The following is a 13,377-nucleotide window of genomic DNA, read 5'->3' on the forward strand; positions in this document are numbered from 1 at the left end:
GGCCTGCTGCCCGGATCTGCTTCCCGACCCCGGTCAGCCCTTGATCGCGCCCGTGAGGCCGTTGACGAAGTACCGCTGGGCGGCGAGGAAGAGGATGATGACCGGGATCACCACGATCAACGCGCCGGCCATCAGCGAGTTGTACTGCACCACCTGCGAGGACTTCAGCGCCTGGAGGGCGATCGGCAGCGTGTAGGTGGCGGGGTCGTTGAGCGAGACCCGGGTCAGCAGGTACTCGTTCCACGTCGGGATCGCGGTCAGCAGCGCGATCGTCACGAGGGCGGGCCGGCCCAGCGGCAGGTAGACCCGCGTGAAGATCCGGAACTCGCCCGCGCCGTCCACCCGTGCGGAGTCGCGCAGTTCGGCGGGGACCGACCGGAACGCGTTGGTCAGCAACAGCACCGCCAGCGGCGCGCTGCCGTTGACGAACGGCAGGACCAGGCCGAGGTGCGTACCGAGGATCGCCAGCCGGTTCTCCAGCAGCACGACGGGGAGCAGCGTGACGACGCCCGGCACGAAGAGCAGCGCGATGAAGAGCCGGTAGAGGGCGGCGCGGCCGGGGAAGTGCAGCACCGCGAAGGCGTACGAGGCGGCCGAGTAGATCACCAGGACGCCGAGGGTGGTCGCCACCGTCACCTTGAGGCTGTTCAGGAAGTAGTCGAAGAAGTGCAGGCGGTTCCAGGTGTCCACGAGGGTGCCCAGCGTCGGGTCGTGCGGGATGAGGTGTCCCCCGGCGATCACCTCCTGCTGGGTCTTGAACGCCGCCGAGACCATCCAGAGGAACGGGTAGAGGCTCACCACGGCGTACCCGGCGAGCAGCAGCCCGACGACCGTACGGGCGACGACGACCCCGGTCGTCCAGCGGCCGGCCGGCCGCGGCGAGCGGGCGGGGACGGCCTCGACGGCGGTCGGCGCGATGGTGTCGGTCATGCCCGCTCCCGGTTCACGCGCAGGTTGACGAAGGCGACGATCAGCGCGGCGACGAAGAGCATCCAGCCCAGGGCGCTGGCCAGCCCGAGCGTCGGGGCGAGCTGCGTCTGGAACGCGAGCCGGTAGGTCTCCAGGCCGAGAACCTTCGTGTGCTCGCCCGGCCCGCCGTCGGTCATGATGAGGAAGATCTGGAAGCCCTGGAGCGCGTCGCGCAGGTTGAGCAGCAGGATCACCGCGGTGATCCCGCGCAGCAGCGGCCAGACCACGCTGAGGTTGACCCGCCACCAGCCCGCACCGTCGATCTGGGCCGCCTCGATCAGCGCGGGGTCGATGGTCTGGAGCCCGGTCAGGTAGAGCAGCGTGGCGACGGGTACCGCGGACCAGACCATGATCACGATGAGCGTGGGCAGCGCGGTGTCCGGGTTGCCGAGCCAGCCCTGCGGTTGGGAGAGCGTGCCGAGCCCGAGCGCGCGCAGCAGCGTGTTGATCGCGCCGTTCGGCTCCAGCACGTACTGCCAGGCCAGGTATACCGCGATGCCGGTGGTGATGTACGGGACGAAGTAGACCGAGCGGAGCAGCCCGACGAACCGGCGGGCCCGGTTGAGCGCCAGCGCCAGCGGGAACGAGATCGCGACGGTGAGCAGCGGCGCGGCGACCATGACCCAGACGGTGTTCAGCGCGGCGGTACGCACCGGCGGGGCGAAGACCGGGCTGGCGTAGAGCAGGTCGAGGTAGTTCTGCACGCCGACCCAGGTCCAGGTCGGGGTCAGCCCGTTCCACCGTACGAACGACAGTTGCAGGCCCCAGAAGAGCGTGTAGACGCCCATGACGGCGAAGAGGACGATGGCCGGCGCCACGAGGGCGTACCCCCAGGCCACCTCCCGCCCCTGGTACCGCCGGCGGCGCCCGCGCGCCGGGGCGGTGCGGCCACGGGTGCCCGTGGCCGCACCGAGCGACGTGACGTCGGTGGTCATTTCCCGGCCCAGTAGCCGTCGATGATCTTTGTGAGCGAGGCGCCGGCGGTCGGTACGTCCGCCTTCTTCAGGGGCGTGAGCTCCATCAGCGCGCGGGCCACCACGGCGGCGTCGTACGACGGGGGCCGGTACGTGGTGTCACCGGGGTTGTAGGCGCTGTCGCCGGAGCCGAACGAGCCGATCATGGCGCCGAGGACCGGACCGAGCGCCGCCCCCGGATCGCCGCCCATGTTGACCGGCGGCACGTCCAGCGCGTCCTTGGCGAACTGGGTCGCGACGTCGGACTGGGCCAGGTGGTCCAGCCACTTGATCGCGCCGTCCTTGTTGCCCGAGGTCGCCGAGACCGAGAGGCCGGTCAGCGCGAACGGCGCGAGGCTCAGGTCGGGTACCGCGCCGCCCCTGGGCGCGGGCACGGGGAACGTCACGATGTTGTCGGCGTTCATGCCGTTCTGCGCCAGGAACGCCAGGGTGAAGGTGCCGCCGATGTCGAACGAGGACTTGCCCTGCGCGAAGGCGATGTCCGCGTCGTCGATGGTCAGGCTCTGCGTGCCGGGCATCCAGTACGGCGTCACCTGGTTGTACGCCTCCAGCACCGACCGGCCGTTCGGCGACGACCAGTTCTGGTCCCGCTGGTTGGAGAAGAGCCCCTTGAAGCCGGCCTTACCGAGCTTGCCGTAGGCCATCGGCTGCATCAGCCACTCCATGCCGGTGGTCGGCGACTGGAAGCCGATGCTCACCCCGCCGTCGTTCGGCCGGGCCTTGCGCACCGCGTCCAGTACGCCGATGAAGTCCTCCCAGGTCTTCGGCGGCTGGGTGACGCCGGCGGCGGTGAGCCGCTCCTTGTTGGCGTAGACGATCCCGAACGTACCGATCGTCAGCGGCACGCTGAACCGCTGGTTGAGCTTGATGCCCGCGGTCTTGGCGCCCTTCTCCAGGGACTGCTTGTAGTAGACGTCGGTGACGGTCCCCTCCCCCGCCACCGACGGCAGGTACCGGTCGGTCCAGGGGGTCTTGCCGGCGAGGTCCTCCAGCAGGCCGGCCGCGCCGAAGGTGAAGTCGTCCCCGTTGGTGTGCACCTCCAGCACGTCGGGCATGGTGCGGGTCTGCGCGGCGGCCTGGACGCGGGCGATGAAGGCGTCGTCCGGCGTGATCGCCTCGACCTTCACCGAGATGCCGGTCTTCTGCTTGAAGCTCTCGGCGGCCTTCTGCAGCGCGGCGACGTGCGACTGCTTGAACGTCCACATGGTGAGACTCTGGCTGTCCCCCGTGCTCCCGCCCCCGCCCGGGCTGCAGGCGGTGGCCGCGACGGCGAGCGCGGAGATCGTGACAGCTGAGAGCAGGATCCGGGCGGTTCGACGTAGATATAGGTTCACGGTGCGCCTCTTCCATCCCTACGGCGGGCTTCCCCGTCACGCCAACGGCGAGAAACAGAACGTAAATCAAATTGATATATAGTGTCAATATCCTTGCCGGCCACACGAAGGACACCTCCATGCCCCCGTCCCCCTCGGTCGAATCCGCCGCCCACCCCGAGGTCCCGGCCCCCGCCCACCCCGAGGTCCCGGCCCCCGCCCACCCCGAGGTCCTGGCCCCCGCGCCGTGGACCGGACCCGGCGCCGGCGGGCCCCGGATCACCCGGGTCCGGACCTTCCTCTGCGCGCCGCAGGGCTGCCCGTACGTCATCACCCGGGTCGAGACGGACCAGCCCGGGCTGTACGGCCTCGGCTGCGCCAGCGATCCACAGCGGACCCTCGCCATCCGCTCCGTGATCGACGACTACCTCGGCCCGATGCTGCTCGGCCGCGAGGCGGCGGACATCGAGGACCTGCACCGCCTGCTGCTCAACAGCGGTTACTGGCGCGGCGGATCGATCGCCAACAACGCGCTCGCCTCGATCGACGTGGCCCTCTGGGACATCAAGGGCAAGGCCGCCAACCTGCCGCTGCACCAGCTGCTCGGCGGCCGGGCGCGCGAGTACGCCGAGGCGTACACCCACGTCGACGGGGTCGACGCCGAGCAGGTGGCGGACCTGGTCCGGGCCGCCCGGGAACGCGGCTACCGGCACGTACGGGTGCAGCTGGCCGTACCCGGCACCGACACGTACGGCACCGCGCCGGCCGACGAGCGGCAGGCCGAGCGGCGCCGCGCCCGGCGGGAGTCCTGGGACAGCCTCGCCTACCTGCGCCGGGTGCCCCGGGAGCTGGTCAAGGTACGCGAACTCGTGGGTCCCGACGTCGAGCTGCTGCACGACGCGCACGAGCGGCTCACGCCCGCCCAGGCGCGCCAGCTCGTGCGCGCGGTCGAGGACGCCCAGCTCTACTTCCTCGAAGACGCCCTCGCGCCCGAGGACGCCGCGCACTTCCCCGAGCTGCGCGCGGCCGGCAGCACCCCGCTGGCCGTCGGCGAACTCTACGCGGACGTGGCGCTCTACCTGCCGCTGCTGCACCAGCGCGTGATCGACTTCGCCCGCGTCCGCATCCCCACCCTCGGCGGGCTGACGCCGACCCGCAAGCTGGTCGCCGCGTGCGAGCTCTTCGGTGCCCGTACGGCACCGCACGGGCCGGGCGACGTGAGCCCGGTCGCCCAGGCGGCGAACGTGGCGCTGGACATCTCCTCCCCCGCGTTCGGGGTGCAGGAGGCCGCGACCTTCCGGGACGCCACACTGGAGGTCTTCCCCGGCGCCCCGGTACCGGTGGCCGGCCGGTTCCACCCGAGTTCGGCGCCGGGTCTGGGCGTCGACTTCGACGAGGCGGCGGCCCGCCGGTACCCGGTCACCGCCCCGCTGGAGCACGACCGCTGGGCGCTGCTGCGCGCGACCGACGGCAGCGCCCACCGCCCCTGACCTCGTCGACACGCGCCCGACACCTCGCCGATCTAGGGCAAATCGTCGTGATTGGAGGTCAATTCACGCGGATTTGCCCTAGATCGACGGGGAGGGGCAAGGCGGGGAGGGGGACGCGGTGCGGGGGGACGGGGCGCGGGGGCTAGGCGAGCAGGAGGGACTGGGGGCGCGCCGAGAGGGTCTGGTCCAGCACGAGGCAGGCGGCGCCCACCGCGCCGACGTCGTCGCCGAGCCCGGTACCGGTCACGATCGTCTCGTGCATCTTGCCGACGAAGGGCGACGACGCGACGATCGGGTTGATCACGGGGAGGAAGAGCCGGGACAGGTGCGGCCAGATCGGACCGCCGAATACGACCAGTTCGGAGTCGAGCAGGGTGGCCGCCGCGCTGACGCCGAGCCCGACCCGGCGGGCCCAGCCGTCGATGATGCCCCGCGCGGTGACGTCCCCGCCGTCGGCGAGCGCCACCAGGTCGAGCAGGCTCCGCTCGGCCTGGCCGGGCCCGGCCGGTTCCTTCTCCGGACCGAGCACCCCGCGCTCGATCGCCTCCTCCACCAGCGCGTACGTGGTGCAGTTCGCGTCCAGCCCGCCGATCTCGCCGGCGTTGCCGGAGACCCCGCGCAGCACCACGTCGTTGACGACCGCGCCCATGCCCGAGCCGGTACCGAGGTAGAAGAAGAGGAAGTTGCCGGAGTGGACGGCCGCGCCCGCCCAGCGTTCGGCGATGGCCGCGGCGATCACGTCCTTGTCCATCACCACCGGCCACCCGGTGACCCGGGCCAGTTGGTCGCGCAGCGGCACCCGTTCCCAGCCCGCGAGCTGCGGCGGGTCCACGATTACACCGGCCTCCGGGTCGATCGGCCCCGGTACGGCGACCCCCAGCCCGAGGATGCGGTCCCGGGGGATGCCCGACTCGTCGACCAGCCGCTCGACGGCGGCGCTGATGTCGGCCAGGATCTGCGCCTGGTCGACGACCTGCGGGGTCGGCTGCCGGAGGTGGCGCACGACCCCGCCGACCAGGTCGAGCACCACGTAGGTCACCACGGCCGGATCGAGGTGTACGCCGATCGCGAAGCTGCCGCCGGGGCTGATCTGCAGGACGGTACGGGGCTTGCCGACCCGCCCGCCCTTCTTGCCCGCCTCGACCACGAGCCCGCGGTCCAGCAGGCGGCGGCAGATGTTCGAGACGGTCTGCGCCGACAGCCCGGTGGCGGTGGCGAGTTCCACCCGGCTCAGCCCCTCGGGGGCGCGCCGGATCGCGTCGAGCACGACCGACTCGTTGAAGTCGCCCATCCGCGGCAGGTTGGTTCCTCGCCGAACAGTCGGCCGGTCGATCGTCACGCCCGTTCTCCCTGTGGGTGCCTTGAGAATAGTCGTACGTCCACCGGCCCCGATCCGGTCTCCGTCCGCCCCGCCCCGCGCCGGCGGCGGTTCACCCGACCTGCCGGACCAGCACGATGCTCCACGGCGCCAGCGTCGTGCTCAGCCGCAACACGCCGTCGGCGTCGGCGGTGTGCGTCTCGACGTGTGTCGCGCGCGCGAGCCGGTCGAGGAGCCGCTCCTGCTCCCGCGTCGTCTCCCGGGGCGAGCCGAGCCGCCGCCAGGCCGCGACCGCGTTGCCGTGCTCGCCGTCGAGCCGTTCGACGGCGACCGGCGCGCCCGGCGGCAGCCCCTCGACCACCAGCTCGAACCGCCTCGGCTCGCCGGTGGCCTCGGTGCGTTCGGCCACCGCGCGGTCGTCGAAGGACGCCGGCACGGAGCGGGTGACCTCCGGAGGATAGTGATAGGCCAGCGCGGTCACCGCCCCCGTCGCGCCGTCGCGGGTCACCACGGCCCCGTCCGTACGGGCCAGCAGCGTGTCGCCGAGCGCGTGCAGCATCCGGTACGCGTGGAACGTCGGCTTCGGTATGCCCTGGAGCGTCAGCATGCCGAAGCCGCCGTGGAACATCTCGGGGCCCGCGCCGCCCTCCTCGAAGACGTCGGTGAACGTCCAGTACGCGAGCGAGTCCACGGTCTCCAGCGAGTGCAGCACCGAGCGGACGACGAAGGTCGCGGCCGGCAGGGTGTCGTGGGTGTGGTCGCGGGGCGACGACGAGGAGTTCCACTCGGTCAGGTGGATCTCGGCGTCCGGGTACGGTCCGGCGGCGACGATCCGGCGGAGCAGGGCGAGGTCGGTGGGGGTGGCGTCGACGCCCCGGGTCAGCTTCTCCCCCTGGCCGTGCTCGTCCAGCGCCCAGTCGGTCGGGTACGGGTGGGTGGAGACGAAGTCCACCGGCAGCGATTCGCCGGCGCAGAAGTCGAGGAACGCGTCGAGCCAGACCGGCCGCCAGTCGAGGGTGTCGATGTCGACGCCGAGCGTCGCCTGGTGCACCGTGAAGTCCTCGGTCTCGCCGTCGAACCGGCTGTCGGGGACGAAGTTCGAGGTGGCCGGGCCGCCGACGCGCAGCTCGGTGTCGACCGACCTGACCGCCCGCGCGGTGGCCCGGTAGAGCGCGAAGTACTCGCCACGGGTGCCGCGGAAGAAGCCGCGCAGGTTGGGTTCGTTCCAGACCTCGAAGTACCAGCGCCGGACCTCGGCCAGCCCGTACCGGTCGACCCAGTGCGCGACGGTGCGGCGTACCAGCTCCGACCAGCGGTCCAGGTCGGTCGGGGGTGCCCCGTGCGCGCCCCACCAGAAGACGGTGCCGGTTTCCCGGGCCAGCGGCCGGGGCGAGAACCCCAGCTCGACGAAGGGGCGTACGCCCCGGTCGAGCAGCGCGTCGAAGAGGGTGTCGAGGTACTGGAAGTTGTACTGCGGCGTACCGTCGTCGTCCTCGGTGTAGACGAACATGTCGTCGTGGAAGAGCCCGTGGAAGCGGACGTACCGGAAGCCGCAGGCGCCCCGGACCTCGGCCAGTTGGGCCTGCCAGTCGGCGCGCAGCCCCTCGTTGGCCCGCCCCGCGCCGACGACGGCGCTCCAGAAGTGGTTCAGCGGCGCGCCCGGCGCCGTCGCGGAGGTCCGCAGGGAGACAACTTCCGCCATGAGGGTCCTCCAGGTCTCGCCGCTCGCGCGCCTCGCCGTCACGGGTCGCGCACCCCGCGTATGGGGGCACAGGCTATCTTAAATCAAACTGATGTATTTACTCCCGTGCCTTAGGTCACCTCCTCGGTGTGTCGACCCGCCCACGGACGGCCTGGGGGTGATCAACCCTCCCCGCTATCGGGGTAACCTCGACCGAACACATTGGACATTCACGCCGTCTTCCGTGTTCCGCGCGGCGTGACCCGCGCTTCGGGTCCGACATCCTCATCGGCGCGATCGACCGGGCGGCCCAGGGATCGCGCGTTACGTACGGCAGGGGGCATTTGGCATGGCCGGAGAGTTCCACGATGCGGCGCGGGCGTCCGGCTGGACGATCGCGGACGGCGCGGTACGCGGTCCGCACGGCACCGAGGCGTGGCTCGACGGGGGCGGAGACGGTCGTCCCGACCATGAACACCTGTGCTTCGGGGGCGAGTCGGGCGGCCACCGGTTCACCTTCGCCGTCTCGTTCGCGGACCCGCACCGCCGATCTGACATCGCCAAGTACCGCCGCTCTGACATCGCCAAGCGGGCCCTGCACGGACCGGACGCGGTGGCCGCCGGCGCGGTGGTGCCGTGGCTGGACCGGATGCGTGAGCTGGCCGGAGTGTGGGTGCGCGCGGACGCCGGACCGTGGTGGCCGCTCGGCGGCGGGACCGGCAGCGATCGGGTCGCCCGGCCGTCGGGCCAGGTCCAGGAGCGGGTGACCGCGTGGCTGGAGACGCTGGTCCGGGACCCGGCCGCCGAGGCCGTGGGCCGTGGCGAGCGCACGCTGGAGATTCTGCGCGGTGCGGGCTGGCGGCCCGCCGTATCCCGTACCGGCAAGGCGAAGCCGGGGTTTCGCTGCCTGGCCGCCGCGACGTCGCGCGGCCCGGGCGGCGCGAAGCACCGCGTCGAGTACGTCCTCATGGGCGACGCCCGCCTGCCCGAGGCCCTGCTGTGGCGCTACGAACTGCCCGCGGTCGGCGGGAAACCGGTCGAGAAGGCGACGCTGCTGGTCGACGTCACCGGCGCGATGGACCCGGACGTGCCGCTCACGGTGGGCGGCGACCGGCTCGCCACCGTGCTCGGGGTGCTCACGCGCGAGGCACCGGCGATGGAGACGGGCGGGTCGCTGCGAGCGCGCCTGGCGCTGTTGACGGTCGCCGCCGCGCTTCGGGTGCACTGGAATTTCAGCGCCTACCGCGCCGGCTTCCGGGAAGAGCTGGGTAGCGGGTTCTCCACGCGGGAAGCACCGCCACTGGACGAGGCTGCCGCGGCGGTCCGGGCCGCACCGAACAACGGTGCGCGGTGGCTGGCGTTCGGCCTGGCCGCGGTTGAGGGCGACCTGCGCCACTTCGCTGTCGGGGCATTCGCGAAGGCCGCCGAGTTGGACACCGGAAACGCCGTGCCGCTGCTGTGGCACGGCTGGCTCCTGCGCGCCCTCGACCGCGATCTGGCGCTGGCCCAGCTCGACCGCGCCGCCGCGGCCGGCGACATGGTCGGCCTCGCGCGCGAGCTCCAGGGAGACATTCTGCGCCTGCACGGCGACCGAGACGCCGCCCTGGCCGCCTACGCCCGTGCCACCGAGGAGGACCCCGGACACGCGGACGGATGGCTGTCTCACGGACTGCACCTGGCCAAGTACGGCAGGGCGGCGGAAGCCGTACGGGTCCTCACCGAGGCGGCGGCGAGGCACCCCGACAGCCGGGTCGCGTACTACCTCGGCTACGCGCGGCTGCTCTCGGGCGACCGGGACGGTGCCCTCGACGCGCTGGAGGACGCGGTGCGCCGAGACCCCGGGCTCGCCTCCACCATCGTCGAGGACGCCGATCTGGCGCCGTTGCGCGGGCAACCGCGGTTCGACGCCCTTCCCGCGTTCGCGGCCGCGGAGGAGGCGGCGCTGCATCGGCGCACGCGCGACGCGGTACGGCCGACCGGGGCGGCACCGGCGCTGCCCCGGAACCGGGCGAACGACCTCGACGCCGTCATGAACGTGCGCGACATCTTCCGCAGGCGGGTCGACGGCCACAGGAGGATCCACCCCTGGGGCGTCACCCACCCGGATACCCGCTGGTTCCTGGAGAGCGTCGGCCTGCCGCGCGAAGCCGGTACGTTCCGGCTGGATCGGTACTTCGACGGCATCGGCGGTTCGGCCCTGCGCGAGTACCATCCCGACGACCCCCACGGCCGCCTGTATGGTGCCGACCGGGTGCCCGCCGGCCTGGCGGGGCTGTTCGTCCTCGGCGAGCTCGACGGTGGCGCCGAGGCAGCGCTGGACGGGCGGACCGGCGAGGTGTACCGCGTGGCGGAGGACTTCTCCGTCAGCTGGCTCGCCACCGATCTGGAGGCGTTCCTCCTGCCCCGGTGCCTACCCGACGACGCCTGGATCTGGCGCCTGACCACGGACACCGTCGGCCTCCTCGACGGTCCGGACGTCGCCCGCATCGGCGCGGGCAAGCTCGCCCTCGTGGTCGAGGGCCTCGACGGCAGCGGCCACGAACGGCTGCACGCGTTCCTGCGCGAACGCGGCGAGCTGCTGCACTGCCTACGCGTGACCGCAAACCTGGCCGCCGGCCTCGACCTCACCGGCATCGACCTCGCCACCTGCTGCCCCAAGCTGGCCGAGCTGCGCCTACGGAGCGGCACGGTGAACGAGTCCGTGTTCCACCACCCGGCCTTGACGAAGCTCGTGCTCAGGGAGTCGGAGTACAAAGGGACGATCCGCGACCTCGACCTCGACGCCGGATCACGGTTGTCCGAGCTGTCGCTGGACGACTGCCTCGTGCACGCCGATACCCTCCGTGCCGGCCCGGGCTCGCCCCTGCGTTGGTTCCGCGCCGCTATCGACGAGGACTACGGGTTCGTCTTCCCGAACCGGCTGGAGTTCGACAACTGCCCCGACCTGTCCCACATCGACATCGACTTCGACGCGGGAACCTGGGAACTGGTCCTGCGCGGCAGCCTGCCCCGGCTGCGCGAGGTCAGCCAGGACGCCCGCCCGTACGGATCGTTCACCTCGACCGTGGTGGCCGCCACGCCCGCCGACAAGAAGGCGTACCAGTCAATGATCAGAAAAGGTTCGCGGCACGCCCGGTGAGGCCAACCCGGGTCCCGACCGGTCCAGTCCCGGCGGAGGACCCCCGCCCCAACGAGCCACAGGCAATCCGAGTACCACCGGCCGAGGACGAGCACGCCCTAACCCCGGTCGGTGGCCGGGGCGCGGAGCCCGGCGAAGACGACGGCGAGCGTCCGGCGGCGCAGGTCGGAATCCCAGCCGCCCCGCAACGCGCCCTGGCAGACGCTCTCCAGCAGGGCCAACACCTCGTCGAGCCGGATCTCGGCGCGGACCGCGCCGGCCCGCTGCGCCCGGGCCAGCAGCTCCCCCACCGCGTCGGCCAGCGAGCCGAGCGGGGCGCCCACCGGGACGTCCGTCCCCTCGGCGGAGAGCAGCCCCACCACGGCCCGGTTCGCGGCGGCGCGCTCGACCAGCCGGCCGAAGAACTCGAACAGCGCACCCGCCGGATCGCCGTACGCGACCAGCTCCGCGGCGTCGTCAGTGACCTGCCGCAGCAGCCGTTTCAGCAGCGCCCGCAACAACTCGTGCTTGGTCGGGAAGTGGCGGAAGACGGTACCGATCGCGACGCCGGCCCGGCGGGCCACCTCCTCGGTCGACGCCTCCGGTCCGGCCTCGGCGAAGACGCGTTCGGCCGCCGCCAGGATCCGGGCCCGGTTGCGCTGAGCGTCCGCCCGCATCGGCCGGGTCGCGTCACCGAACAAGATCAGCCACCACTCAGTACCGCGCCCGTTCTCTCGCGTCGAACCCGCTCGCCGGGGTGGCGAGCATGGCGTCGAGGCCACGCTCGAAGAGATCGTCGTCGTTCCACGGCCCCTCGTCCAGATGCCCGGAGGCGACGAGGGTGGGATAGGCGGTGGGGTTCGCGGCCAGTTGTCGCCGCGCCACGGCCCGCGCCTCGGGATCCGCCGTCGTTCGCCAGGTGGTTTCGGTGAGGGCCGCGCCGATCACGTAGTTGGCCACCATCCGGGTGACCACCGCGAGGTGCACGCCCGTGTGACCACCGCGGACGAGCGCCGACTGCAGGAACTCGGTACGGGCGAGGACATTGGGACCGAGCATCGGTCGCCCGATCAGGTTGGGCGCCCAGGGATGGCGGAGCATGGCGCCGCGCCACCCGGACGTCAACGCCCGCACGTCGTCGCGCCAGTCGCCTTCGGCCGGAAGCGGCACCTCGCCGAAGATCTCGTCGAGGGCCAGGTCGAGGACGTCGTCCTTGGTCTTCACGTGCCAGTAGAGCGCGGTCGAGGTGACCGCGAGGCGCTGGGCCAGACGCCGCATCGTCAGCCCGTCGATGCCGTGCTCGTCCAGCAGCGCGACCGCCGCCTCGACGATGCGCGCACGGGTCAGGGGCGCCGCCCGGCGGGGGCCGCGCCGCTCCTCGCGGAGCCAGATCATGCCGGCCCCACCGCCACGCCGGCCACCCGGCTCCCCGGCCGGCGATCCACTCAACTCGGTCGCGTCCACCCGCGACACTCTAGTACAGTGCGCAGGCAACTTAACGTTGTTAAGTTACTTGTTCATCGTTCAGTAACGTCGCGCGACCGCCGCGGGCTGCCACCGGCGACCCCCGGACGCGCCGGCAGACCGAACGGCAGCCTTCCTCCCGCCGGAAAGGACGCCACCGACCGATGCCACTGATCCGGATACAGCTGGACAGCGACCGGTACACCGCCCGCCGGGTGCGCGAACTCCAGCAGGCCGGCAAGGTCCACCACGAGTCCCGGAACGCCGCCCGCGACGAGGTCTGGCGGCGCGGGCGTACCCCCGCCGCCGAGCCGGTCTTCGTCGGCATCACGAACGGCGAGCCCGTCCGACTCATCTACGACGTCGAGGTCTACCCGGAGGCGACCCCCTGACCGGGCGCCCCGGCGTCGTCCTCCCGGGACGATGCACCGCCGGCCTATGCTGGTTCGATGGTGGCGGTGGCCGAGGCGTACGCGGCGCTGGACGAGGGGCTCCGGAGCTGGGGTGAGCTGCCCGACGCCGAACTCGCCAACGCCCACGCCATCTTCCGGCCACGCCGGGTGCCGGCCCGGACCCTGCTGCAACGCGCCGGCGAGCCGGTCGAGCACGTCTGGTTCATCGTGCGCGGGTTGACCCGCATGTACTACGTCGCCGAGGGCGGGGCCGAACGCACCAAGGGGTTCCGGGCCGAGGGTGAGCTGGTCTGCTCGTACGCCTCGGCGCTACGCGGCGCACCCTCGCGGCAGTTCATCGAGACGCTGGAGCCGACCGAGCTGCTGGTCGCCCACCAGCCGGCGTTCGCCCGGCTCCGCGCCCGTCATCCGGCCTGGGCGACGGTACTCGGCGCGATGACCGAACGGCTCTTCCTCGACGAGGAGCGCCGCCACCGCGCCCTGCTGACCCAGGATGCCGCCGCCCGGTACCACGCCTTCGTCACCGAGCGGCCGGCGCTGGCCGCGCGACTCACCCAGCGCCAGATCGCCGCCTACGTCGGCGTCGCCCCGGAGACGCTCAGCCGGATCCGGGCCGAGACGCCAACCGTGTGACGTG

The 13,377-nt window shown here is 72.2% G+C and carries 11 protein-coding genes; 4 read left to right on the forward strand and 7 right to left on the reverse strand.

Going from position 1 to position 13,377, the window contains the following annotated elements; all coding sequences use genetic code 11:
* Window positions 1-33: 33 nt before the first annotated feature.
* Genes AB0J86_RS31455 through AB0J86_RS31465 form a run of 3 tightly spaced genes read right to left on the reverse strand, consistent with a single transcriptional unit; the run spans window position 34 to window position 3,148 of the window.
* Window positions 34-930: a carbohydrate ABC transporter permease gene (locus AB0J86_RS31455; protein WP_363861290.1), complete on the reverse strand. Its 897-nt coding sequence runs from the start codon at window positions 928-930 to the stop codon at window positions 34-36.
* On the reverse strand, window positions 927-1,904 hold the full coding sequence (locus AB0J86_RS31460) for a sugar ABC transporter permease (RefSeq protein WP_363861291.1): 978 nt from the start codon (window positions 1,902-1,904) through the stop codon (window positions 927-929). The genes AB0J86_RS31455 and AB0J86_RS31460 overlap by 4 nt, the downstream gene beginning before the upstream one ends.
* Window positions 1,901-3,148: an extracellular solute-binding protein gene (locus AB0J86_RS31465; protein WP_363861292.1), complete on the reverse strand. Its 1,248-nt coding sequence runs from the start codon at window positions 3,146-3,148 to the stop codon at window positions 1,901-1,903. Before AB0J86_RS31465 ends, AB0J86_RS31460 begins: the two co-directional genes overlap by 4 nt.
* Before the next feature lie 248 nt (window positions 3,149-3,396).
* Here AB0J86_RS31465 and AB0J86_RS31470 point away from each other — a divergent pair, with 248 nt between their 5' ends.
* Window positions 3,397-4,746 carry an enolase C-terminal domain-like protein gene (locus AB0J86_RS31470; protein ID WP_363861293.1) on the forward strand — a complete coding sequence of 450 codons (1,350 nt, stop codon included), beginning with the start codon at window positions 3,397-3,399 and terminating at the stop codon, window positions 4,744-4,746.
* A 142-nt stretch (window positions 4,747-4,888) separates the two neighbouring features.
* On the opposite strand, the gene AB0J86_RS31475 is transcribed toward AB0J86_RS31470, so the two are convergent.
* Together AB0J86_RS31475 and AB0J86_RS31480 are read right to left on the reverse strand one after the other, a co-directional pair.
* On the reverse strand, window positions 4,889-6,037 hold the full coding sequence (locus AB0J86_RS31475) for an ROK family transcriptional regulator (protein ID WP_363861294.1): 1,149 nt from the start codon (window positions 6,035-6,037) through the stop codon (window positions 4,889-4,891).
* 139 nt (window positions 6,038-6,176) lie between these two features.
* Window positions 6,177-7,766, reverse strand: a complete 1,590-nt coding sequence (locus AB0J86_RS31480) for a hypothetical protein (protein ID WP_363861295.1) — start codon at window positions 7,764-7,766, stop codon at window positions 6,177-6,179.
* 328 nt (window positions 7,767-8,094) lie between these two features.
* Here AB0J86_RS31480 and AB0J86_RS31485 point away from each other — a divergent pair, with 328 nt between their 5' ends.
* Window positions 8,095-10,884, forward strand: coding sequence for a tetratricopeptide repeat protein (locus AB0J86_RS31485; RefSeq protein WP_363861296.1), 2,790 nt, complete (start codon window positions 8,095-8,097; stop codon window positions 10,882-10,884).
* 98 nt (window positions 10,885-10,982) lie between these two features.
* Here AB0J86_RS31485 and AB0J86_RS31490 read toward each other — a convergent pair whose 3' ends face one another.
* Both AB0J86_RS31490 and AB0J86_RS31495 read right to left on the reverse strand, forming a co-directional pair.
* Complete coding sequence (locus AB0J86_RS31490) at window positions 10,983-11,564, reverse strand: helix-turn-helix domain-containing protein (RefSeq protein ID WP_363861297.1); 582 nt, start codon at window positions 11,562-11,564, stop codon at window positions 10,983-10,985.
* 13 nt (window positions 11,565-11,577) lie between these two features.
* On the reverse strand, window positions 11,578-12,327 hold the full coding sequence (locus AB0J86_RS31495; RefSeq protein ID WP_363861298.1) for a TetR/AcrR family transcriptional regulator C-terminal domain-containing protein: 750 nt from the start codon (window positions 12,325-12,327) through the stop codon (window positions 11,578-11,580).
* Window positions 12,328-12,491: 164 nt separating this feature from the next.
* Here AB0J86_RS31495 and AB0J86_RS31500 point away from each other — a divergent pair, with 164 nt between their 5' ends.
* Entirely contained in the window at window positions 12,492-12,719 is a 228-nt protein-coding gene (locus AB0J86_RS31500) for a hypothetical protein (protein WP_363861299.1), read from the forward strand.
* 57 nt (window positions 12,720-12,776) lie between these two features.
* Window positions 12,777-13,373, forward strand: a complete 597-nt coding sequence (locus AB0J86_RS31505) for a Crp/Fnr family transcriptional regulator (RefSeq protein ID WP_363861300.1) — start codon at window positions 12,777-12,779, stop codon at window positions 13,371-13,373.
* Window positions 13,374-13,377: the final 4 nt, after the last annotated feature.

Origin of the sequence: Micromonospora sp. NPDC049559, assembly GCF_040676675.1 — a bacterium.
Taxonomy (GTDB): Bacteria; Actinomycetota; Actinomycetes; order Mycobacteriales; family Micromonosporaceae; genus JBFAPK01.